Here is a 23789-nt window from a genome sequence, read left to right as displayed (position 1 = left end):
CTCTTAAGAGCACTATAAATAAACTAGTTTGCCTTTAAGAGCATGGTAGCAATCAACAAACTTCAAAAGGCGCCGCCCTACCACGTATCGCGGGCCCTCAAGCAATTGGGAGCCGATCTGCGTACCGCACGAATCCGGCGCAACATGACGATTGAGGATGCAGCCAGCAGAATCGGAACGGGGCTGCGCGCTGTCATGGACGCTGAGAAGGGCAAAGCATCGACGGGCATCGTGGTCTATGCAGGGTTGCTGTGGCTCTACGACATGCTCCAACCTCTCGAAGAACTTGCCGAACCTTCAAGGGATAAAGAAGGCATCGCCTTGCAAGCGACGCGGGAACGCAAGCGCGCGCGCAAATCCGGGGGGCTAGACAATGACTTCTAAAGGCAACACCGAAATGCTTCGTATACATCACGCTGAGCGACAACACTGCGCCTCAAGCACCTTTGCGATCTTTCCTCGGAAGGTGGACTTCTCTTGCTTCGGGTATCATCCATATCTTGAATTACGACTCACGATCCAAGAAAAGTGGGTACTAGAACACCAGTCGGCAGCTCTCGCCGCCTCGCAACGAAGGCTTCAAATTTGTGCCGATCTGGCTTGATCGAGTCGAAGAAGAGTCGTTGGGCAACGGGGGTTGATCGTCATGCGATTGTGGCGAGCTTGAAGGCCGCACGCAGAACCGGTAATCGCTTGTACGCCAATCGTCGGAAGCCCTTGTTGGCCTCGATCATGCCGTCCGCGAGCCGCTATTTGCGGATGAACGCCTTGCGGCGGGCCTCGATCTCTTCGCAGGTCGTCGCGTAGATCATGTCGCTGTAGTCGGCAGTGATCTCCTCATGCAGGCGCTCGGGGTGTGCGCCAGCAGATTCCTGTGCTTGTGCACCGTGCAGCGCTGGACCGGCACGCCGTCCCACACGGCGGCGATGGCCTTGTCGAGGCCCAGCGCCCCGTCGACGATGAGGAAGTGGGCGGCGAGAGCGCCGCGGCCTGGCGCAGTGTGATCGACGATCTCGTCCGGCGCGGGCTGCAGCGGCCCCAGCGTCGAGCTCGCCGCGATCAGCTCTTCGATGAACCCGCGAGCCCGAGCCCGCAGCTCCGGTCTCGAGCGGAGAGAACCAGTTGTCGAAAAGATCAACAGCCACCTCGGCTGCAGGCAGCGAAGAATCGGGCTTCGTGGTAGTGCTCGTCATGGCGTGGTCTCCAGTCCGACACGCTAACGCCGGATGATTCAAGGTTGATCACCCCGGACACTACGCCCCCCTCATTTCCAACGAACTCAGCGACGGCACCACGTTGAGCTGAGCACTCGCGTCGACGTGAGTCCTGGCATCTTCAATTTATGTCTGTTTTCGAGAGTTCGCAGAACGTGGTGTAGACTCGTTCGTGATCCAGCGTGCTCTAAGCAAAAGAGCCATGCGCAGAGGGTCGCGAGTATGATGTTCACGTTGGATCACCGGGGACCGATCCAGGTCCATACCCTAATAGCCGTTACTTCGGAAAAAAGGATCGTTACATCAAAGCGATGCGCGCCGCTGGAAGATTGGTGCACAACCATCGTGACCGCAACATTCTATACGGCTGCCCTGCGGCAGCGCGGCCAGGAACTCTGCAGTTGAGAAACTGAAGACCAGGGGCGAATTGAGCGCCAGTCTCCTGGCGCGCCGGCTTTACGGCGCCTGGATGGACGTGGCACGGCTCGCCACCATGATCGATCCAACCGACCCGGCGAGCGCGCGCGAGCAGATCCAGTTCATGAGCCGCCTCAATAGCCACTACACCTGGCTCGGCATTGCGGATCTCAACGGCAAGGTTCTGGCAGTCACATATGGAATGCTCGCGGGCGCAACGGTCGGGCAGCGACCGTGGCTTTAGGCGCGGCCTTCACGGGCCGACGGCTATCGACGTACATGAGGCAGAACTCCTCGCGAGCCTGTTACCTGCCTCTCCTGAACCGTATCGCTTCATCGACTTGGCTGCACCCACGCCGGTTCCGTTGCCGGAGTGATCGGAGCTCACCTGAATTGGAACTGGGTGGCAGAGGGCATGGTCGCCTTGCAGGCACCCGCTATCGAGGTGCTGCTGCTTTCGCGCGATCGAACCGTTCTGTTTGGACCACCCGATCTGGTCAACAAGCCTCTGAATGTTGGCTCTGCGCAGGCCGCCAATCGGGTCACGTCGGCGTTTCTGAGCGAGCGGTGGCCTGACGGCAAAGACTACTTTACCAACGTTGTTCCGACCGTTGGCTTTGCAGACCTCCCGAGCTTTGGCTGCCGCTCCTGATCCGCCACAATGCGAGCGAGGCGATGGCACCAATCCGGCAATTGATCCGATCTTTCTAAGTGGTTCTCGGCGCCGGTGCCCTCACCGCGTTGACGCTGTCCACCTTGCAGCCCAATGGTAAGGACGCCGCTCCGCCGGCTCTGTGAACCGGCTAAGGCTTTCGTGCACGATCCCACATCCAGCGCGCGCTACCGGGAGACGCGGTTTGAAGAAGCCGCAACGCTGAGCGACGGACTGGTTCGCATACAATCACGGCTCATGGGCGCGGCCGAAAATCGGAAGTGATCCGCTGTTTCCAGCAACGTAGGGCGTGCCTCGTCCGAAGAGCAGCACCGATCTTCCTGATCATGCTTCGATATTCATCACGTCCGAACCCAGCGACGATGCTAACGTATCGCTGGGCTCGCTTTGGTCCCTGTCTGCTCCCGGTGAGTGCTCTGGATCTAGGAAGCGACTATCCGCCCCACCGCTGAGGCTGGGCGGCGTTGAGCGGCGGAGCAGTAGCCACCAGAGGCGCCGTGTCACCTCCAGTCCGTGCATGCGCTTGTGATTCGGGCGCATCGAGCGACATTTCCGGCGGTCAGTGCGAGCTGGAAATCCTCGCTGAAATGCGGATGCCAGAAGGTATGTCAGTCCGCGCTGAGATCTTCCGTCTTGTTTGGCAAGGAAAATCCGTGTCTTCGTGAGGGAATGGTTGCCCGCTCATATGTCCTCCTATTTGTCGCCGGCTCTGCATCCGTCATATGGCTTTGCGGGATTTACGTCAGCTTGAGGCGGTGAGTTGTCGTGCTTTCGTGCGACCAAGAGAAGGGGACGGCTCCGGCGCCGCGGCTTCGGAGGACCTGCGGGCCGGAGCCGCCTGCTTGCTGCCGAGGATACCGGCGCCCCCCCGTTCGGAGATCCGTTGGCGGCAGCAGCTCCGACCAAGCCAATCTAGTGTTCTGTCTCGCAAATCAGTTTAAATAAATGTGGTTGCTGCAGGCAAGCGGGGAGCTGAGGGATGGCGCGGCCAGTCAAGATGATCACTGCGAGTGAGGAGGTGCGGGCGGAATTGCAGCGCAGGACCAAGGCGTCGACAAGTGCGCATCGTGACCGCTTCCGAGCGAACATCATCCTGCTGCGTCTGGAAGGACTGAAGATCGAGAGTGTCGCCGAGCGGTTGAAGACATCGATGCCCACGGTGTCGACATGGTCCGCGCGCTTCGAGACACACGGCCTCGACGGTCTCAATGACAAGGTCGGTCGCGGGCGCAAGCCGTCGATACCACAGAAGAAAATCGAACGTGTTGTCGCCGAAGTCACGCGTCCGCCGAAAAGCCGCAAGCGCTGGAGCGTGCGCAGCATGGGCCGCCATGCCGGTATATCGCACAGCACCGTGCAGCGTATCTGGTCGAAGAACGGTTTGAAGCCGCATGTCGTGAAGACGTTCAAGCTCTCGAACGATCCAAAATTCGAAGAAAAGTTCTGGGACGTGATCGGGCTCTATCTCGATCCACCGGCCAAGGCTCTGGTGTTATGTTGCGACGAGAAAAGCCAATGCCAGGCTCTGGAGCGTACTCAGCTCGGTCTGCCGCTTGCGCCGAAACGCCCCCGCACGATGACCCACGACTACATCCGGCACGGCACGATCACATTGTTTGCCGCACTCGATGCGATGAAAGGCAAGCTGATCACGCGTACCGAGGAACGCCACACCCATGTCGAATGGCTGAGATTCCTGAAGCAGATCGACCGCGAAACGCCCAAGGAACTCGACGTCCATCTGATCCAGGACAACTATGCCACTCATAAGCACCCGAAGGTCAAGGCGTGGCTTGAACGCCATCCGCGCTTCAAGTCCCACTTCACGCCGACATCTTCGTCGTGGATGAACCTCGTCGAACGCTTCTTTGCTGATCTGACCGCGGACGTGATCCGCTCCGGGAGCTTCGCCTCGATCGGCGAACTCGTCCGTGACATCGAAGCCTATCTCTCCGATCGCAATGCCGCCCCAAGACCCTACACCTGGAAGGCCGAAGGCACCGCGATCCTTGAAAAAATCAACCGCGTCCGTGGCGCACTCGTCAAAGTCGAGGCAGCATGAGTTATTACAGGGCATTTGAGAGTCGGGACACTAGCTAGGTGATAAGTGAGGACCTCCTGTCGCGCGTGGATTATCTATTACTCAATGGCGAGTGTGTGTTGAGGCCCTCAAGTATCTTCGACCCGTGGCTGAACGATCTCGACCACGATTGCTGCGCAAAATCCAATTGGCACTTCAGCGCTTCCGAAGGAGTTGTGCAGTCGGCAAGATCCTTGAGGTAAGTGGCCTGGTCCTGCAGACACGAAGCCGAAAATCTCAAGGCTTCCTTTGATGTCCATACGAATAGCTTGCTTGGCATCTCCCTGAGTGATTCGAGCCATTCGGGAATCGAGAACCAGGCCTTCGAAGGAGCTTCCGTTTCACTCATAGAGCTAGTCCTCACGATCGAAATCTGATTGCCGCCTGCTTTAGGGGCGCAGCGGATGCTCCTAAGTGAGCGAATGCGATCGCAGTGGCACCCGCCCCAGCATGCGATTTTACGCCGGCTCGTGCCGGTCGCGCTCAGAGAGTACAAGGCGGCCCAACGCAGGGCATCATGCGCTGGGTACCGACATCACCGGTTGCTTGGTGATGCTGACTTCAATGAAGCAAACAGCGTGCCGAACTGAATTGCGGCGCTTCTGCAAGCGCTTGATACAAGTGTCTTCAAGAGGCTTGAATCGTGCGTCGCGCCCGTTTGTACGAATTGTCCCAAGACCGACAATCGGCGCTGCGTGAAATCCGACAGAACAGCTTCGGCCCGGACTGCAGTCACGAGCGGAACGGCAGTCGCGCGGCTATATCTGGATGGGGCATAAAGTCCTCCAGCATTTGCATCAAGGCAGGAGCGCCAGCGCGTCAAGCGCGCTTCACCCGAGCAGATCGTGCAACGCCGCCTGGCCACCGGAGAGCCCTCTCGAACCCGCGCTTTCAAGCCACCCGATCCCGACGCTTTGCCGCAAGCTCTTGGGGGCACCGCGGCCCCCAAAGAGGGGTCGCAGCACCTCAAGGGCTTCACCAAAACAATCAAGATTCCGAGGGGCGCGCTCAGTTCGTTGTCCCAATGGGCGCGATATATTCGTCTTTGGAGTGGTATCGACACCCGTCGATTGGCATGTCGATTGCTGGAACATGGCTGCGAGAGAACGCCCCCTCCCGATTGTCCAGAGGATATCAATGTCAAACCCTAATTGGTTCTCATGGTTCGCTTTTCCCTTCTTTGCGCCACTCAGCGGGGCAGTGACTCAGGACATTGAAACGCATTTTCGCAGTGAAGATAAGGAGATGATCAAAGAGGTTGGCTTAGTCGAACAGTTCGACACCCTTTCCCGAGCTATTATGGAACTCAAAAAGGCACCCCTGACGAAAGGTGTCAAAGGGGACGGAAACGCAATAGCGGAGCTCGAAAAGATGGTAGGCAAGGTGAACAAGATCAAAGAGCGTTACAGCGCGGCCGCCGGCCTGGAAGCTGAGCGCGCGTTGAACCGCCTGAAGGCCGTTAACCCCGCGCGCTATAACACATTCATTCGTGAGCACGAGACGCGCGAGAGCTCTGGCAGCAATGCCGATCAGGCGACAGCCGGGTCAGCCCAACAGAGCGAGGGCAAACTATGACCTCCTGCGCCAGCCTAAGTCCTACTGTCGTTTGGAAGACGTCGCGAGCGTTCTGTCGATTTTGGAACAGGTCACGCACCGTAGGTCTTTCGGGACTTTCAAGGAATTTCAAGCGCATCTGTCTGATTGCCCAGCTTGACAAGGCGATTGCCGAGACATCGAGAGCAGCCGGTGCACATGATCACCGAGGCGTAGGAGATGCGGCGAACGCTCTTGGCTGCGGGACAGTGCAGGCAATTGTCGGAACCGGACAACTGACCGCGGCCCATCGTAGATGCCCGCGTCAAAACTGGGCATGCCACTCGCAAAGCTTGGATGACCCGCCGCTTCTGCATTATGCCGCCTGAGCAAAAGCGCGCCGTTGGTCTGACTCAGTGTTGTCGTTCGAACTTGGTGCTCGGAGTGACCAAGTCCGGACAGCCGCATCACGTCAGATCGCGGATAACGGCGTCCAACACATCAAGCTCCTTCGAGGGGTCTCCGGCATAGGAGTCGGTGCCGTCGGCGGTACGGCGACGAAGGCCGTTCTGCCTTTCAGCTCAAACGGCGTGTTTGCAATTGGCGGTCTCCTGCCTGGCCGCGGCGAGATCGCTTGCAACCATTTCCTTGACGAGCTGTGCAAAGCTGGTTTTCGGCTTCCAGCCGAGCTTATCGCGCGCCTTGCTGGCATCGCCGACAAGCTGGTCGACTTCAGTCGGACGGAAATAGGTCGGATCGATGCGGACGACTGTCGTGCCGGACTTTGCATCGATGCCGGTTTCGTCCGCTCCCTTGCCGCGCCACTCGATCGCGCGGCCGACCTCGGTAAAGGCGAGCTCGACGAATTCGCGGACCGAGCGCATCTCCCCCGTCGCCAGGACGAAATCATCGGGCGCATCGGCCTGTAGGATCATATGCATGCCCTCGACGTAGTCGCGTGCATGACCCCAGTCGCGCCTAGCCTCGAGATTTCCGAGATAAAGCGTTTCTTCAAGACCGGCCTCGATGCGGGCGACGCCGCGGGTGATCTTGCGGGTGACGAAGGTTTCGCCGCGGATCGGGCTCTCATGGTTGAACAAGATGCCGTTGGAGGCATACATGCCGTAGGCCTCGCGATAGTTGACCGTGATCCAATAGCCGTAAAGCTTTGCCACGCCGTAAGGTGAGCGCGGGTAAAACGGCGTGGTTTCCTTCTGCGGTACCTCCTGGACTAGGCCGTAAAGCTCCGAGGTCGAGGCCTGATAGAATCGCGTCTCCTTTTCCATGCCGAGGATACGGATCGCCTCCAACAGGCGGAGCACGCCGATGGCGTCGGCATTCGCAGTATATTCGGCACTCTCGAAGCTGACCCCAACATGGCTCTGAGCCGCGAGATTATAGATCTCCGCCGGCCTAATCTGCTGCATCAGCCGGATCAGGTTGGTGGAGTCGGTCATGTCGCCGTAATGCAGCAGGAACGGCACGTTGCCTTCGTGGCGGTCATGATAGAGGTGGTCGACGCGGGCGGTGTTGAACGAGGACGAACGGCGCTTGACGCCGTGGACGATATAGCCGAGGCCGAGCAGATATTCGGCCAGGTAAGCGCCGTCCTGGCCGGTGACGCCGGTGATCAGCGCAACGCGCTGCTTTGAAGCCTGAGGATGCAACTGATATCCCCTTTTTGATATGCGGGATTTCTATTTACACGCCCCTTACCAGCGCCGCAAACTTATGTGCTGTCGCTCGCGATACTGCCTTTTAGCAGTCTGTGGGCGCCCGTCGGTGATCTTAGGAACGAGTTCCTTGACAAATCCTCGCGACGGAACATTGCATGTGAGCGTTCCGCTGGCGCTCTAGGGCGGCGATGCGAAGACCCACTACGAGTTTTACTCCCCGAGTGACAGCCTTGGCGGCCACCATGCATTCGGACGAAACGACAATAGCAAGGACGTCGGAGCTATGCCTGAATTTGGGTGATGTGGCCGATCAGGCGGCGTGGCTTTGCTGGGTCGGAACGACCTCGATGCCGTCGGCGAATCTGACACCAGCGATGATCTTCGGCAACTGATTTGTGCCTTTTAGTCGTCGCCAGGTCTTGGACGCGGCATCGATCAGTTTGAACACCATCAGCCTGGCGGTCTGCGGCGACAACGATCCCTTGGTCCGCACAGTCCTGTGCCGCACCGTGGCGAACACGCTCTCGATCGGATTGGTGGTCCGCAAGTGGACCCAGTGCTCGGCAGGAAAGTCATAGAACGCCAGCAGATCGTCGCGATCCTTGTTCAAGCAATCCACGGCGCGCGCATATTTGGCACCGTATTTTTCGGCGAAGGCTTGGAGTGCAAGCTCCGCGACAGCCCGGCTCGGCGCCATCGAGATGTCCTGCAGGGCTTTCTTCATGCCGCTCTGCACGGAGCTCGGAACCTTGTTGAGCACGTTGACTGTCTTGTGTTGCCAGCAGCGCTGCCGCCGCGTGCCGGGGAAGACTTCGTCCAGCGCCTTCCAGAAGCCAAGGGCACCGTCGCCGACCGCAAGCTCAGGCGCGATCTGCAGTCCGCGCCGGCGAATGTCGATCAGAAGTTCGCGCCAGCTCTGGGCGCTTTCGCGGACGCCGACCTGAAAGCCGATCAGTTCTTTCTTGCCCTCGGGCGTCGCGCCGATCAAAACCAGCATGCACTCGCTGTGGTCCTCCATCCGGGCCTGCAGGAATACGCCGTCGGCCCAGACGTAGACATAGTGCCGTGCCGACAGATCGCGCTTCTGCCAGCGCTCGTACTCGCCCTGCCATTGCGCCTTCAGGCCCGATATCACCGACGGCGACAGGTTCGGCGCATCCTTGCCGAGCAGCGCCGAGAGCGCCTCCTGGAAATCGCCGGTCGAGATGCCGCGCAGATAGAGGATCGGCAGCAGGGCATCAAGGCTCTTCGTCCGCCGCGCCCACAGCGGCAGGATCGCCGAAGTGAAGCGGATCCGGTCGGCCCCGGTCGCGCCGCGGTCCCTCACCTTGGGCCGGGCGACCTCCACCGCGCCGATCCCGGTGGCAATCTGGCGCGCTGGGCCATGGCCATGCCGGACCACCCGGGCGCGGCCATCCGGCAGCTTCAACTCAGCCGTCGTCTCCAGAAACGTCTGCAGTTCGATTTCGACCGCCCTGGCGAGCAGGTCACGGGCTCCATTGCGCAGGATTTCTGTCAGTGGATCGTCAACCGCAGACGGCTGACGGAAGGCCAGGATGTTGGTAGTCTCGTTCATGGCGTATCGCTCTCCTCGAGAGGTTCTGGCAGGCTCGACACCCGCCTCGATACGCCGCCTCTCTCAACCCGTCATCACCCACTTTCCCGCATAGCTCAGGACGTCGTCGATTTTTATTTAGCCGCTCATAATCATTTTGGTGGTTGAATGTCGTTTCGGACATCAGAAACGCCCATGTGCGGGAAGTCCTACAGGCAAGCATGGAACAGTTCGATCGAAACGGAGCTTGCTTACAGAAAACGGGTGAACGAGCCGTTGCGAATTGTTAATGCAACTGGATCGAAGCCTAGATCAGTCCGAGTGATCCGTCCCGATTCCACTTTAAACTAGCCGAATGCCCGACGGACGCCTCGTTGCCCTTCGGTCTGCAGGCTTTTCGGTCTTTCATCCCAAACGTTCAGCTCGATCCAAGTACTGGCCACAACTGCAATTGCGGCTGACCAATGGTTTGTCGCGCGCAACGCTGGCGATGCAGACAAATGATCCCGCCCCGCGGCATGTCGAAAACAACAGGCTGCGGCCTATGCTGGCTGCGAGACGTTCCAACGACTGGATTCGACGCGGGATCATGCCGGGACCGATCCCCGGAACACACAAATGCGAAAGGCCATCGATGCAGCCCTTGACCGGCTGTCCGGACTTCAGCCTAGAATTGAGCGGCAACATCACCATACGACACATGGAAGACATCCCATAATGCGAATGCGGCTGAAAGGAATCAATTGACCAATCAAAAAGCTCGCTGACGGAACGTCGAAGACTTACTGGTCCGCTTGGAAGGGCGGCCCGCGCATCGACGCCGAGCCAGGCACGCCAGAGTTCATCCGGCTCTACAGCGATGCCGTTGCGTCGTACAAAAGGAAGAGCGCAGAAACGTTCAGCTCGCTCATCGACTACTTCAAGGACCGAGTACACGGATCTCCGAACTACTCAATCCGCTAACACCGTTTGAAAACCGGTTTAGCGGGCGTGGGACTCTCGCTTATGGCTGATATTCGAATTCCCCTCACCGACAAGACGATTGCTCAGCTAGCCCGTCTTCCGCCCATCGCTCGTCCATGACCAGTTCGTCCACGAACCCACGTCGGATTTATGCGCCGCGGGCATCCCCTACCAATCTCGGCTTGAGACTCGTCCTAGACACCCACGCCGGACATTTTGAGACAGCGCAATGCTTGTCCGTCGCGGGCCGGATAATCGCGCCGGAGAGGAAGAAAGGACTCAAAATGCGACCGGATCTGGCAAAATCATACGAGCAAGACCGTCTACCGTGCTACACCAGTTATCCTACGGCCCCGCATTTCTCATCGTCGGTTGGCGAAGCCGACTACCGAACATGGCTTAAGTCGTTGCGTGGCCTCCAGCCAGCCTCGATCTACTTGCACGTGCCGTTCTGTCGATCCATGTGCCGTTACTGCGGCTGCCATACGTCTGTCATGAAGCGGGATGAACAGATCGCGATCTATGCGGCGGGGCTGCGTACTGAAGCCTACCTCGTCGCAGAAACCATCGGACAACGACTATCGATCTCTCATATCCACTTCGGAGGCGGAACTCCGACGATCATGACGTCCGAAACGTTCGCTGATCTCGTCGGCGCGTTGCGTTATTCGTTCCTTGTGCAGCCCAACGCTGAGATCGCCGTTGAGATCGATCCGCGCACGTTGACGGAGCCGATGACGGAGGCACTGGGCTATTGTGGGGTCAATCGAGCGAGCCTTGGCGTTCAGAGCTTTGATCCGGTTGTCCAGCGAGCTATCAATCGCCAGCAGAGCTTCGAAGAGACAGCGACTTCGGTCGAGCGGCTGCGCCGCGCCGGGGTCGGCCGGATCAATTTCGACCTGCTGTACGGCCTGCCCCAGCAGACCGTCGCTTCGTGCCTGAATACCGTCGCCAAATGCATCGAGCTGCATCCGGACCGGTTTTCGGTTTTCGGCTACGGTCATGTTCCCTCATTCAAGAAGCATCAGCGCGGGATCGACGAGACCTCTCTGCCCGACAGCGTCGCGCGGCATCTGCAATCCGAGACAATCGCGGAAGCATTGGTCGATGCGGGATACGTGCGGATTGGCCTCGATCACTTCGCCCTCCCGGGCGACAATCTGGCCTTGGCGAGGCAGGAAGGCAGGCTGAGGCGCAACTTCCAAGGTTATACGGACGATTCCGCGGACACCCTCATTGGTCTCGGCGCCAGTGCGATCGGCCACACGCCCCGAGGATTTGTGCAGAACGCTGCCGCGACGCAAGACTACCTCACTCGCATCACCGACGATCGGCTCGCCACTATCAAGGGTTATTCGCTTTCGGAAGACGATCGTTGTCGCGCCGAAATCATCGAAAGGATCATGTGCGACATGGCCGTTGATCTTTCACAGATATCCCGCGTTCATGGCCTGGATCCGAGATCGGCCATCGTCGATCGTTCTTTGATTGGCAGGCTTGTCGCGGATGGCGTCGTAATGATGGATGATGACCGGCTTACCGTCAGCGACGACGCACAGTTCCTTGTCAGAAGCGTCGCGTCGGCGTTCGACGCTCATCTTCCTCGCTCCGAGGCTTCACACAGTCGGGCGGTCTGATCCGGCTCGTCACTTGCGAATCCAGAAGTACCACCGGACGATGGTCGCTAAGGATTGAGCCCCTATGTCCTGTTGGCATGCAGGGGCTCGGCGTTTCAGTCTCAAGGCCTAAATCCAATACGACCCTAGGCCCTGGGCGCACGACAATCGCAATCTATTTAAGAATTGATTGGCTCCTCTTTCGAGCCCGCCCCCTCAACGGTCACCGCGCCGTGAGCTGCTCCCCAGATGTCTCAAAAAAAGAGGTACCGAAGGAAAGGTTAGTCTCCCGACCGGTCGAGCTCAGTCGCGCGAGACGACATAGCGTTGATTTCAATCTCGACAAGGCGCTCATTGCGGGATCCAGATTAATTGCGGCCAGCAATGTCGGCGAAGCCTTGATGGAGGGCGCCACTTCGCCAAAAGAAATCGAACGCAAGAAGCAAATCTGCGCTCGATGTCCGTACATACCGCGACAACTCGCATCATTGACGCCACACATTCACGTACGGGCGCAATACTCAGGCAAAGAACATGGAGCGGGCCGTCCACATTACATCGACAGAAGACAGAAATGCGCAAGAGTCAACGTGGTGGCGAGCACAGTCCAGCTCGACACCCCGCGGGTTGCGTCGGTGCTCATCAACGGCAAACGTTCGTATATGTTCCCAAAACCCTTGCGATATCGGCCGCATATTACGGCGTAATTGAGTCACGCCTCGACTGTGCTTAGGCTGCGCCACTATCGGAGCAGCGATTTGCAGGGCACCAAGTGGTCGTGCAGCCGGGCTCACTGGATCGAATGCCCATTGCTGTCGCACGGGAGATGCAGATGACGTCCTTGGAAGATCTGATGAACATCGCCCGCTCATTCGACATCTTTTCTGGTCCGGATGGGTTCGGCCGGTTCGTGAAACGTTGACGAACAGCTCTTTTCGTCGGCGCTTACTCGAATAGCACGACGTTCGACGGCCATCTTCGGGTTACGCGAGGAGACACCGACCACACTACCAATCTTGCTGCAAGCGAGCCTTAGGCTGAATTTCGTGAACCTTGTGCCCAATAGGGCCCACGGAAGCGACACCAGATTCGTTCGATATCGGTCTTTCGTGGCCAGAGCTTACGGCGAATGCCCTCGCCGTAGTCAAACCGCCGGTAGCCCTCCCTCTACCGATGGAAGTTGGTGCGATGCGTAGCAGCGTCGTTCCTCCCGGGTTGACTTCCGCCCGGCCGCCGAAAGGCGGCCGGGCTTTTTTTGTTTGCCAAGCGGGTGAGATACGGCGCCCGGCGGCTCGACTTCCTCCTCCTTGGTGCGTTCGGCAAAGCTGAGCATGAGGTAATTTTCTTCTCGGGTCGAACCACGGTGCGTCGCTGGCCAATTGAGAGAGGCCGAGGTTAGAGCACACTGCGCAACAGCAACACCACAAGAAATCCCTTGAACCTGACGCGGCGTTAGGGCGTAGGTTTGAATCATCGTCAAGCCACAAGGCAAGACGCCGGATGGGGATGTAGCACGAACCAGAAAGCAGGAATGGTGCGATCAAGCGGCAGAATCTGCGGGGGCCGGATTGTACGTGTTTTTCAGTGGATGGCCCGCAGGATGGACCAAAAGCAAAAGGTTATTGGAATGTTATTATGGCCGCATTGCTCGCCGCCATCGCGTCTCCGGTTTGCGCGGCTAAGCTCAGCGGTCCCCGCACATCCTCGACGGCAACACCGTCGAGATCGAGCAGATCAAAATTCGGCTCGCCGGCATCGCGCGCCAGAAACAGATCAGATTTGCCTCGACGCCCATGGACAGAAATGGGTTTGCGGCATAACTGCTCGCGATGATCTGATCAAGCATTCGAACGGACAAACGTGGGATTGTCATACTACAGGGATCGACCAGTACGGAAGTTCACTCGACAACTGCTTCATCGCGGGCGAGGACGTGAGCGCGTGGATGGTACGTTCGGGCTGGGCACTATATCATTGGGTCGATATTCCCACCCCTACGACATCTATGAGGTTGTGGCGAGGATGCGTATGCGGGCCTATGGTCGGGAGCGTTCGTCGCGCCATGGGATTGGCGTCACCGCAACAAGGCTACGATCATTGTTGGCGCTAGCTCGACGCCAATCAACGCTCAAGAACTTTTGCTCGGGGCCACTTTGGTATGAGACCCGCCTTCACCCGAGTGTCTGATCAAGGGCCGCGCGGACCGCATGGGCGAGCGCATTTACCACCTGCCCGGGCAACCCGGCTACAGGCACATCGATATGACGAAGGGACTGGGTGAGCGCTGGTTCCGCAGCGAAGCGGAGGCCGAAGCCACAGGATGGCGTAAGGCCGCGCGCTAAGATGAAAAACATGCGTGCAGACCCTCCTCCGAACAAACCTCATCCGAACGCGTTCGCGCGGTCCCGCCGTTCCGTGATGCTGTTCGCTGCTTCGGCGGTTGGCATGCTGGTTGGCGACGGGATTGCTAAGGCGGGGGTGACAAAAGCGCCGCCCAAGCCGGATAACCTGCTCTCGCCGGATGAATCGCTGAAGCGATTAATGGAAGGCAACGCGCGCTATGTCAAGGGCGTGTCGCGATGCGAGGATTTCAAGCGCGAGCGCGAAGCTTTAGTCGGTGGGCAAAATCCATATGCGGCGGTCCTAAGTTGCGCCGATTCGCGTGTAGCACCCGAACTTGCTTTCGACAGCGGACTTGGTGATCTGTTCGTCTGTCGCGTCGCAGGCAATTTCGCCAACGATGAAACGATCGCCAGTATGGAATATGCGGTGGCCGTACTAAACACCCCGCTAATCCTGGTACTCGGTCATGATCGTTGCGGCGCTGTCGATGCCACGATTAAGTCGCTCAGAGACGGCTCTCGGCCGCCGGGGCATATTCCATCGCTCGTCGCCGCACTTGCGCCTGCGGTAAAGGCATCTTCCCACCAGAGCGGGGATGCACTCGCTAATGCGACACGGCAAAATGTGCTCGATAACGTCAACAAGTTCAAATCAGCGAGCCCGATCTTGAACGCGGCAGTTGAGCAGAACAGACTGAAGGTCGTAGGTGGCCTTTATCGGCTCGACACCGGCAGGGTCGATCTGCTGAGCTGACGCAGATAGGGCAAGATCTTGTACCCTGGCGCGGGCTTCGTAGTGCGGGGGCTTCGGCCCAAGCGCCGCAATCCCCATCCTGCGCATCAGCCGTTCCAGTCCCTATTTCGGATCCGGGATAGCTTGGGCGATTTCCTTCATACGTGGGAGACACGTGCGACAGCTTAAGGCGTTTGGTCGCGCGCGAGGGCTATTGAACGCCTCGCCGACGGCGTCGCTTGCTGGTCCCACCGTTATTCCCTGCTGGCGGCGCTATCACTGTCCGTTGGTCCACCTTTTGCCGGTTTCGGCGCCCGCGGGTTCATCTCGGCCCTCCCTCTGACATGCTATTCCAATGAGACGATACGCCCGCGGCGCACGCCTACCTGACTTACATGCCCCGCCAGTGGCGGCGGTATACTCAAAGTTCACGATTCGCGGTCGAGCGAAAAATTTCACGCGCGAGTGAGCGGTTCAGTGAACCCGAGTGCCGTTCGTAATCGGCCCACCTCTTTTCTAATTGGCAGAAGATTGGCGAGACGCAACCGTCGCGGTCTTTATCGGTACGCATGGCCGGTGGAGAATACGGTAGGCGCGAATGATTGTGCGTCGCTTAGCGGCCGGCGGTACTTGACCGATCCTGACCGTCACGCCGGCGCAATTTTCGTCGCCTGTTGCGCGGAATGGTTCCGTCGCGAATCGAATTCGACCTTTCTGCGATGGGATGACCTCGCGCCCGACATCTTTCCTGACCTACCGTATGCGGCAAACAGGCACTGACAGGCTTGGGCCTGCCGTACTGGCCTGGTGAGCTGCGGATGAATCGCGACGTCGGTCAGATCCTATCGACCGTGGCACTTTCCGATTCGAGTTCTTGCCAAGGGGCGCGACGCTGGCTAGGGATTATCTGCGCTCGATCGTGCGCCAGACAATCTCGTGCCAGTTCAATCCGCGCGAGGACGTACTTGCCATCGGCGAGCAAGACCGGTCTTCCGCTGTACCGACAGGAAGCGATGTAGCACGTGACGGTGTCTATCTCGGCCGATCGGCATGCTTTCACCCGCTTTGCGCGATCCTGGCCGCCGATTTGCCAGCGGAAGTAAGCCTACAGCGCAGCTGCTAGCAGTTGCGCTTCTCGCATGCGGCGTCGCTAATTCGGCGGATCTCGATGCGATGATGAAGGTCTCGCCGTAACTCTGGAGCTGGACCGGAGGATATATTGGTGAGCACGGTGGCGGCGGCTATGGCCGGACATCCTTCAGTGACCCCTATGGCCCATCGATCTACGGCGACATCGTCAGTACCCCAGTGTTCCTGGCCGGAGGCCAGATCGGTTACAACCGGCAAACGAATGGGTGGATTTTTGGCGCCGAACTAGACGCGAGCCATGCTGTCTCCGATGGCACGAACAGCTGTCTTGCCTTCTCAGGCATTGTTGTGATCGTTACCTGCAAGGCAGGTCCAAACGACTTGATGTCTAGTTGCTTTTTCGGCCTGTTTGAAAACGGCGGAAGCGCCGGAGAATAAAGGTATTTCCCGATTTCTGCTGGACGAATAGAAGGCCCGCCCGAACCTGCCGGGCCCCGATAGGCCCTATTTCACCGTATGCGCTAGCGAGGGCTGGCCCGGTGTCCTGTGCCCTGCGCTGCCGGGCCGCTCTACGGCCTTCCTACGGCCTTGCCCCTGACGCCTTGCGCCGCCGCTCCCGTGCGCGCTGCCCTGCCGTCCCGTGGGGTCGAACTGTCGCGGGTGCAAGTTTCGACTAATGTCGTCCGGCTTCAGCCTCTCGTTCCAACTGCAAAATGCGCGCTCGTAGCGCGCTGAAGGTTTCTTCGGCAGCCTCGTGGAACAGCGGATCCTCAGGATCGATTGAGGCCGAAGCGATCTCCGTCCAATCTTGAGCCTCTAAAGCCCTGAAGGCGACAGGAAAGAAATCACGATCTTCCATCACAATGTGACGCCGCTCGCTCTCTATGAAATCGCGAACGACGTGGTCGACATTTTGCCACGGGATTTCACGATCCGCGAGGACACGATGGACTGCTTGACCAACGCGGCGCAAACGCTCGGCCGCTTTTTGGTGCTCGAGTGTGAGATTACCGACCTTTGCAGCCGCGGCGGGATCGCGAAGTTTTAGCTTGGCAAACACCAACTCTTCTAGCGGATGGTGATACAACTCAGGATAGAGTTCGAAATAGTAAATGATCCCGCGAATGACCTGATAGTCGGGGCGGTCCCCGCGATCGAAAATCTCTAGTTCGTGCTCGAGGACGGCGAGCAGCGTCTCAACATTGCGATGCTCTCGGGATAAGCGCTCAATGATCATTGCAGCCTCTGATGAAGCACTGAGAGATAGCCAAAATTAGCGTGAAATCATCCAGGCTTCTTGCGCTAGATCAAACCCTGGTCCAAAGAGGCGATGTCGTCGAACGGATCAATGGGTCGAGATGTCTTTCCTGATGCACCCGCACTCCCGTTCGGTTCTGGACGTCGTCGTTGGCCCAAAGCGGCGGTCCCGGATTGTCCGCAATCGCGCCGCTGTTGGGGCTAAGCAGTAACCTCCCTGACGATCTAGGTCTCTACCGCCGCGCGCTGCATCTCAATCTGCACGGTGGCGTAGAGTGCCCTCCAGGCTTCCCGCAGCTCCGGGGTGAACGACGCACCGAACTTGCACTCAAGGCTCCACATCAAGGCCTCCCCCATTGCGACATATTGCGATGGCTGAACGCCAAATCTGGCGTGCGCGCGACCTGAATTCGTGGCCATCGATTGGAACAGCGGACGCTCGTCGAGCGAGCCGACCAGCGCCGCGATCATGTCCATCAGCTTCATCCGCTGTCGCTCCATGTCGCCTGCAAACAGGTCTCTTGCATCGGGGGCTAAAGCGGATTCCTGTCATTTAGAAGCATAGCCTGCGTGAGCGAAATAGTTGGTGCATTCGCGTGGGCTTAGTTGTGGGATGAACGAACGGATCGCGCGCGTGAGATGCGGAACTGTTCGTGCCGCGACCTTACGCAAGTATGCCTTAAATTTGCTGTAGGGCAGCTCGATCGGATTAAGATCAGGCGAGTATTTCGGGAGATACCGCACGCTCGCCTTTGCCTTCTCAATCGCGTGCCTAACGGCAGGCGCCATGTGAACTCGGCAGTTGTCCATCACGACGATGTCGTTGCGCCGAAGGGTTGGAACCAAGCACTGCTCAACATAGGCGAGGAACATTTCTCCGGTCATAGCTCCCTCGATCACCATCGGGGCAGTCATTTTATTGTGGCGCAAGGCCGCCACGAAAGTGATGGTCTCCCATGACCCCAGCGGAACGGCGCCGATCACCCTGACACCCCTTGGCGCACGCCCCCGGAGCCGCGCCAGATTTGTGCTGACCGCAGTCTCGTCGATAAAAACGAGCCGGGCGGGATCAAGAAAACCTTGCTCTCGTATCCAACGTCGGCGAGCTCGCGCAACGTCCTCTCGCTGCCGTTCAGTAGCCTGCAGGCTTTTTTTTAAAGGTGATGTTGTGACGGTCGAGAAAGCGCCAGAGCGCGCTGCGGCTGGTTCGAATTCTCCGCTTGCGCAGCTCTGCAAGCGTCTCCACCAGGGTCAGGTCTGGATGCTCAGCAACCACAGCCAAAATCTCGGTTGCGAACTCTTCGAGCGGCGAAACGCTTCCGCCGCGCGGCTTCGCAGCGGCGCTGTTATCGTCCCGCCAGCGCTGCACCCACTTGACCGCCGATGCTACACTCACCTCGAAGCGTTCGGCCGCCTCGCGCCGCGACGCGCCCGCAGCCACGGCCTCGATAACGCGTTCCCGCAGGTCACAAGAATAGGCCTTCGGCACCGCCCGCCCCCGCCGGCAAGGAGAATCAATGCACACAGTCTCCATCATCGCTAACCGTTTGGGAATCCCCCAGATTCAAATCGGGCGAAAACCGCTATAGTTCGAAGAACCGGCTGTAACACAGGTCGGCGATGTCGCGACGCATCGGCCACATCGCTTCGAACGATTTCCTTATAAGGTCGACCTGCTCAGCCGTCATTGATCAGACTAGCAGGCTCGTAAAGAATGGTTCGGTGATCTCACTGACCGACGGCTCCTTCTCGTCAGAAGTGACGACGGTGACAAATTCGTTCCTGCAGTTCCAGCAGTGCCAAAGATCCTGGACTTCCTGCGCGCTGGCGCGTTCATGCCACTCGAGGTGGACTAACCCAGAACCACACCGAGGACACTTTTCGTGAGGTGGTTTTGAGATCGATGCCATGTGGAACCTCCCTCGTTTCCCATGTCCAGCATGCCATTCCTGGTAGTTTCGGAAATGATCTGTATCAAGATTGCTCGTTTTGAGGGATGAGCGGCGCGGCAAGTGCCGCGCACTTAAAGATCGACATCCGGTCGAACGACTTCGCTTGTGCATTTGATTTAGATCAAGAGTTCACGATTGCGGCTGGCTGGTCCCGCAGCTTCGCCTTCTCAAGCGTAACGAGATCACCGCAGCCCTCGCAGGCAAATTGCGTTTCGTCGTTAAGCCATGGCATCGCATTCTTATGTTCATGGCCCGAAGCAGGACGGGGAGGATTGACGTTAGCATCGTAGAAGATTGCCATGATCAACCTCCAAAGATTACTGGACCGCATGCCTGAGGGAAGCGGGCGGCCTACCGCCAATAATGATTTGGTACGCATGTGGGCCATCTCCTCTGCGGCGGACGATCCATTGGTAAATGGAGCAAACAAACTCGGAAATTCCGCTCGATGCCTTAGTGGCAAGCCCCTAAGTAGAGTCCCGGAGGTGCCGCTTCAGGGAGCGGACGGTCGCTCGTCGTTGATCGCGCCCCAGATATGGACGTAAGGCTGTCCTCGACATGGGGCTTGACCAACACATGGCGATTGCCGCGGTGCCTACGCTCGCGGCGATCACATGAAAAGGACGGTGCCGTCCTTTCTTGGTGACGGGGTGACACGCTTGACGCTGATCGATGGTCGAGCCGTGACGCGATGGCGTGATGCCGTCCACTATCGGTCGCCTGCCTGTCGCCTGACCGTCTGCTGCACAACTCCTAAATAAACAAAGCCAGTGTTACGAAGTGAACAGACGCTGGGCCGCGCCAAAGCATTGATCCTCGCACTTCATCACGTGATTATACTTCGGAAAGCCCGGCACGCCGCTCCGGGCTTTTCGCGTGCCTGTCGTGGTGATGGGTCGTCCGGGTCCATCCGAGAGGCAGGGAACTATTTTGGCAACAGCCGATTGAATTAGGTGCCAACGCGCACAAGGAGGTGCTGCCATGCGCCTTCAGACATATCGGGACGAAAATCACTCCAGACACTTCGATTTCGTCGGCCACCACTGGTCAATTGACCTAGTCACCATAGCAGCCTCTGGCATCCTAGTGGTGGGCTTCGCCTGTGCCGTCGTAGCCCTCTGGGTCCACTAGCCGAGCCGGGCGAACATCGTGGGGCCGCCGCTGTCATTGAGCTTGTCTGCGCCAAAATAAGCTTTAGTCGACGCGGCGATGCCGCCGATAACCCGTGGGCTCTTCGGCATTCGCGAAATATGGATTGATGACGCACACTGCTGCGCGGCCCGATGCCGACGCCTTGCACTGAGGCAACGACGTGTAGCGGCATTCGTAATAGTGGCCGTGCGCACGCAGGCAAACCGGATAAGCCGGATCGTACGTCTGGGCCTGAGCCGGTGCCGTTGTCAAAAGCGTCGTGATCGTCAAAATCGCCAAGGCCAGAATGCGCATCAGAACCTCCTTTGGGACTATTTGCGCCCTCGCCCCGGGGAGCATCCAACCGGAGGCGAAGGGGGAGGCGCAAGGCACGGGTGGGTAACGGGAGCTAACGCGCCAGCTAACCTGAAACAGGCGGGTTTAGCAGAGGCAGCGGCACGACCACCCCATCACGCATTCAGGGTCCTTCTGAGGGTGTGAGTTAATGCGGGGGCCGCGCGACGGCGGCCTTTGAGGATATTTGCCATCGCGCATTCCGGCCTAAATTACGTACCGTTCAGTATAGAAAGGCGGTGCGCGATGTGTTCGATGACGTGAGGCACCGTCATCGAACGCATCAGAGGAGGAGCGCCGCGGGCAACCCAGCCATCGAGAAATTCGATCGTCCGATGGGCGGGACGCCGCATTGTCGGGCCCTTTCCGGTCATGTCCCTTCCACACGCTTTGGTTTAACGTTATACTTAATACTCGGAGAACGGCCATGCGTTGAACTGATGATTGTTCAATATTTGCTTGGCTCCGAAATACCGACGTCCATTAATAAAGGAAAATCATCGGAGGCGTTCGTGAGACGCAACGACTTAAAATCTATGTCCACAGACGAACTGTGGAAATTCCATGAAGAGGTGATCTTTGAGCTCGATCGAAAACTAAAGGCGGAAAAAACCAAGCTCGAACAACGTCAACGTCTGCTTCATGCGGCCGACAAACGCCCTTACCCTCCCGTTTCTCCGAAGTATCGAAATCCGAAGAACCCAACGGAGACTTGGTCCGGCCGGGGGAACCAACCCCGGTGGCTTGGGGCGCTCATTCAAGCTGGCAGAAGGCTGGATGAGTTCTTGATCGACAGGTCCTGAACACAAAGCTTCCATCCGCTTCTGCGAGAACATTGATCAGATGCTGGCGTGACGTTGCCGCCCCTCGATCGCGGTCGGCAGTTAGAGTTTAGTGCTCGTTGTCCGACGTTCACGTTGGCAAAGCTCGTGCGCAGCCAATTGTGATCACGCGCTATAAAGTTGATTTAATTCGCCAACGAAGCTCGGGCTAATCCCGTCTGGCTTTGGTCGTTTTCCGTTTCCGGCGAGCTTTGAATTGTGCCAGGACCTTTTTGGGAACTAACGCTTCCGCTTGCCTAACTTGCTCTCTTAACCAGAGTAGCTCGACAAGCTGTTCGAATAGATCAGGCGAAAATTGCTTCAACAATAACCGTTGCCTCTTCGAAATTCGCTTCCGCCCCACTCCCCAACTCCTACGCAATGCTAGCAATCTAGAGTAGCATGCATCCGGGAAGCTCCCCTCAATACTTTAGGCGTAACGTGTTCGCCCATATCTGCCGGATGGGCTGGAGGGCATCTTGTCGAGGCGGACGGATGCGCCCTGTCGCCAGTGGGCGGTCAAGGACGTGGCTCAATGATCACCAGATGCCACCACGACGGTCGCTTGCCAACGTCGAGATAGAAGCTCGCAAATGATCGCCAGCGCTCGCAGACGGGGCCGCGCGATCGGATCGCCAACCACGCGGCGAATACGGGCGGAAGCTGCCCGCGCCGGAGATTGGTTCTGTTCCCTGTCCCCATTTTTAACTCGCGTAATCGTCGACATCGGTCCAACATTTGCACTGAATGGTTGAAACAAAAATCGAAAACGAAAATTCGAAACATGCTGAAGGGTGCGGGCGTTCCCCGCGGTTACATTCCAGGGGACCCGAACTGATCGACGGATCTGCAGCGTTTGTTGACGCTTTGCGCAGCGCGGCGTAAGTTGTGGCGGGATGGCATTAACAATAAGGTTGTAGCGCGCTGGATGCGCCTACAGGAACGACTACAGCGGTCAATGGCGACCCCGCCAAAATGTCCTGCGCTTCCCAATGATCGTCATCGGCCAAAAAATGAAAGACGTTGCATGGCGCAATGGCGGCCGACACCGCGGGGTTGCATGCACGCAACCACCCGCCGATTGATCAGATGGCAAGTATCGATGGGCATGGCGTCGTTTGGCCGCTGCTGATCCACGTGCCGATGATCTGCCGCGTTCCGAAGGACAGAGCCGTTAAAATGTTCTGCGAAACGTGGGACGAGATCGAGCGCGATATGTATTCGTAACCTTACGAGCAGAGCCGCGCTCGGCCTCATACTGCTGCGCGCCTGCGGCCTGCGGCCTTGGGCGTGACGGCATCCACCAAAAGAAAGGCGGCTTGAATGATAAGCGGCCCAAGTCTAGGGAGGAAACGCCCAAGGAGGGCAGCGATAGCGGGTCGGGGGAGCTGAGGGTCGCTACCGCATACGCTATCTAAGATGATCGCGATCAGCGGCTCAATTGAACGTAGGTAAACATCGTGCATCTAAAGGGGTCACGGATACGATACGAAGGTTTATGGCGCTCGACCTTAAAGCCGACCACCTCCGCACTAGGCCCTGCTCTTCATCGCGCTGGTCGCCATGATGGTCGCGGTCGCGCTGCTGGTAGCGTGATCGTTGACCGGCAACGGTGTGGTATGGAGCAAGTAAGAACGGCGATGACAGATCGGGAGAACTCACGGCAGGATTAAATTCGACCGTGGCAAGAGACATTCTTCGATCAAGTCTGCGTTCAGTGAGTATCTCTACGTTTGATCCGCCGTACTCTTCGGGCCAATAGTTGCGCTTTCCTGATCCGCTCGCGTAGCTCGCCGGCAGGTCGGTCAAGCCGGGGCCAAATCTCAGCGTCCTGCACCACAATCTTGCCAGCCCGCGCCTCGGCTGCAATCATCTCGGCATTCAAGCGGAGCCATCTGGTGGCGCTGCGCACCACCAAGGTCACGGCGAGCGATCCGCCGTCGTCATGGTGGCCGGGCGAGCGGTGAATGATGATGAGGGTGCGACGATGAACGGAAGCCGCTACTACGTGGTGCGATCAGAGGGTACGAAATACGGCATAGGCTTTGGCAGTGCGCTCGCTATCGCCATCAGCTACACCACCAACAAGTCGATCATCTGGGCGATCATCCACGGCATTCTGGGCTGGCTGTACGTGATCTACTTCGCACTGTTCGGGTCGTAGCCTTCGCCGATGTGCAATCTGTACAGCGTGACGACCAACCAGAGCGATCCGCGCCCTGTTCCGCGTGATCAACCGCTATCTTGGCAATCTGCCGCCGATGCCGGCGCGCTTCCCCGACTATCCGGCACCAGTCTGAACTTGCGCGCAAGTGGTGATGAAGAATGCGGTGCGGCTGCATTGCCATTCCGCTCCCAACCTGGGCTCAGACACCGACTGCGG

At 58.4% G+C, this 23789-nt stretch carries 21 protein-coding genes and 2 pseudogenes; 13 read left to right on the top strand and 10 right to left on the bottom strand.

All coding sequences use genetic code 11. The annotated features are described in order from the left end of the window. The first annotated feature begins 42 nt into the window (after positions 1-42). Complete coding sequence (locus ACVJGD_RS42150; RefSeq protein WP_456639594.1) at positions 43-384, top strand: XRE family transcriptional regulator; 342 nt, start codon at positions 43-45, stop codon at positions 382-384. A gap of 368 nt (positions 385-752) precedes the next feature. Here the strand turns inward: ACVJGD_RS42150 and ACVJGD_RS42145 are convergent. Next, positions 753-988, bottom strand: a pseudogene (locus ACVJGD_RS42145) (transposase); the annotation flags it as partial. A 653-nt stretch (positions 989-1641) separates the two neighbouring features. Between ACVJGD_RS42145 and ACVJGD_RS42140 the strand changes: the two are divergent. The 3 genes from ACVJGD_RS42140 to ACVJGD_RS42130 all read left to right on the top strand — a co-directional run bounded on the left by ACVJGD_RS42140 (position 1642) and on the right by ACVJGD_RS42130 (position 4366). Next, positions 1642-1875, top strand: a complete 234-nt coding sequence (locus ACVJGD_RS42140) for a hypothetical protein (protein WP_456639593.1) — start codon at positions 1642-1644, stop codon at positions 1873-1875. Between the two features lie 171 nt (positions 1876-2046). Further along, positions 2047-2283: a hypothetical protein gene (locus ACVJGD_RS42135; RefSeq protein WP_456639592.1), complete on the top strand. Its 237-nt coding sequence runs from the start codon at positions 2047-2049 to the stop codon at positions 2281-2283. A gap of 1000 nt (positions 2284-3283) precedes the next feature. Further along, a complete protein-coding gene (locus ACVJGD_RS42130; protein ID WP_456639308.1) occupies positions 3284-4366 on the top strand; it encodes an IS630 family transposase in 1083 nt (360 codons plus the stop codon). 70 nt (positions 4367-4436) lie between these two features. Here the strand turns inward: ACVJGD_RS42130 and ACVJGD_RS42125 are convergent, their stop codons facing one another. Further along, positions 4437-4664, bottom strand: coding sequence for a phasin family protein (locus ACVJGD_RS42125; protein ID WP_456640560.1), 228 nt, complete (start codon positions 4662-4664; stop codon positions 4437-4439). A gap of 857 nt (positions 4665-5521) precedes the next feature. Here ACVJGD_RS42125 and ACVJGD_RS42120 point away from each other — a divergent pair. Then, positions 5522-5959, top strand: a complete 438-nt coding sequence (locus tag ACVJGD_RS42120; protein ID WP_456639591.1) for a hypothetical protein — start codon at positions 5522-5524, stop codon at positions 5957-5959. Between the two features lie 539 nt (positions 5960-6498). Here ACVJGD_RS42120 and gmd read toward each other — a convergent pair. The 3 genes from gmd to ACVJGD_RS42105 form a co-directional block, all read right to left on the bottom strand. Then, positions 6499-7584, bottom strand: coding sequence for a GDP-mannose 4,6-dehydratase (gmd, locus tag ACVJGD_RS42115; RefSeq protein ID WP_456639590.1), 1086 nt, complete (start codon positions 7582-7584; stop codon positions 6499-6501). Between the two features lie 319 nt (positions 7585-7903). Beyond that, positions 7904-9169, bottom strand: a complete 1266-nt coding sequence (locus ACVJGD_RS42110) for an IS256 family transposase (protein ID WP_456639464.1) — start codon at positions 9167-9169, stop codon at positions 7904-7906. Between the two features lie 384 nt (positions 9170-9553). Further along, positions 9554-10084 (bottom strand): hypothetical protein, encoded by a 531-nt coding sequence (locus ACVJGD_RS42105; RefSeq protein WP_456639589.1) that lies wholly within the window; start codon positions 10082-10084, stop codon positions 9554-9556. A 311-nt stretch (positions 10085-10395) separates the two neighbouring features. Here ACVJGD_RS42105 and hemN point away from each other — a divergent pair, with 311 nt between their 5' ends. The 3 genes from hemN to ACVJGD_RS42090 all read left to right on the top strand — a co-directional run bounded on the left by hemN (position 10396) and on the right by ACVJGD_RS42090 (position 14823). After that, positions 10396-11748: an oxygen-independent coproporphyrinogen III oxidase gene (gene hemN / locus ACVJGD_RS42100; RefSeq protein WP_456639588.1), complete on the top strand. Its 1353-nt coding sequence runs from the start codon at positions 10396-10398 to the stop codon at positions 11746-11748. Positions 11749-13934: 2186 nt separating this feature from the next. Continuing rightward, on the top strand, positions 13935-14069 hold the full coding sequence (locus ACVJGD_RS42095; protein ID WP_456639587.1) for a sunset domain-containing protein: 135 nt from the start codon (positions 13935-13937) through the stop codon (positions 14067-14069). A gap of 10 nt (positions 14070-14079) precedes the next feature. Further along, a complete protein-coding gene (locus tag ACVJGD_RS42090) occupies positions 14080-14823 on the top strand; it encodes a carbonic anhydrase (RefSeq protein ID WP_456639586.1) in 744 nt (247 codons plus the stop codon). Between the two features lie 1741 nt (positions 14824-16564). Here ACVJGD_RS42090 and ACVJGD_RS42085 read toward each other — a convergent pair. From ACVJGD_RS42085 to ACVJGD_RS42065, 5 genes are all read right to left on the bottom strand, one after another. After that, positions 16565-17128 (bottom strand): hemerythrin domain-containing protein, encoded by a 564-nt coding sequence (locus tag ACVJGD_RS42085; RefSeq protein ID WP_456639585.1) that lies wholly within the window; start codon positions 17126-17128, stop codon positions 16565-16567. Positions 17129-17373: 245 nt separating this feature from the next. After that, positions 17374-17649, bottom strand: coding sequence for a globin domain-containing protein (locus ACVJGD_RS42080; protein ID WP_456639584.1), 276 nt, complete (start codon positions 17647-17649; stop codon positions 17374-17376). Between the two features lie 48 nt (positions 17650-17697). Next, positions 17698-18682, bottom strand: a protein-coding gene (locus tag ACVJGD_RS42075; protein ID WP_456640512.1) for an IS630 family transposase whose coding sequence is annotated in 2 segments (ribosomal slippage) — positions 17698-18289 and positions 18288-18682 — 987 coding nt in all. Because the reading frame shifts where the segments join, the coding sequence is not laid out codon by codon here. Positions 18683-19221: 539 nt separating this feature from the next. Continuing rightward, the gene (locus ACVJGD_RS42070) at positions 19222-19401 is read right to left on the bottom strand and encodes a hypothetical protein (RefSeq protein ID WP_456639583.1); all 180 of its coding nucleotides are present in this window, start codon (positions 19399-19401) and stop codon (positions 19222-19224) included. A gap of 893 nt (positions 19402-20294) precedes the next feature. Beyond that, on the bottom strand, positions 20295-20546 hold the full coding sequence (locus ACVJGD_RS42065; RefSeq protein WP_456639582.1) for a DUF3551 domain-containing protein: 252 nt from the start codon (positions 20544-20546) through the stop codon (positions 20295-20297). 479 nt (positions 20547-21025) lie between these two features. Here ACVJGD_RS42065 and ACVJGD_RS42060 point away from each other — a divergent pair, with 479 nt between their 5' ends. The 5 genes and pseudogenes from ACVJGD_RS42060 to ACVJGD_RS42040 form a co-directional block, all read left to right on the top strand. Beyond that, positions 21026-21388 carry an H-NS histone family protein gene (locus tag ACVJGD_RS42060; RefSeq protein ID WP_456639581.1) on the top strand — a complete coding sequence of 121 codons (363 nt, stop codon included), beginning with the start codon at positions 21026-21028 and terminating at the stop codon, positions 21386-21388. 1053 nt (positions 21389-22441) lie between these two features. Further along, complete coding sequence (locus ACVJGD_RS42055) at positions 22442-22633, top strand: hypothetical protein (RefSeq protein WP_456639580.1); 192 nt, start codon at positions 22442-22444, stop codon at positions 22631-22633. Positions 22634-23250: 617 nt separating this feature from the next. Continuing rightward, a complete protein-coding gene (locus ACVJGD_RS42050; protein ID WP_456640613.1) occupies positions 23251-23373 on the top strand; it encodes a hypothetical protein in 123 nt (40 codons plus the stop codon). A gap of 41 nt (positions 23374-23414) precedes the next feature. Continuing rightward, entirely contained in the window at positions 23415-23570 is a 156-nt protein-coding gene (locus tag ACVJGD_RS42045) for a hypothetical protein (protein ID WP_456639579.1), read from the top strand. 9 nt (positions 23571-23579) lie between these two features. After that, positions 23580-23703: pseudogene (locus ACVJGD_RS42040) on the top strand (SOS response-associated peptidase); the annotation flags it as partial. Positions 23704-23789 lie beyond the last annotated feature (86 nt).

Source organism: Bradyrhizobium sp. USDA 10063 (assembly GCF_054063735.1).
This window is presented reverse-complemented; position numbering and strand designations above follow the sequence as displayed.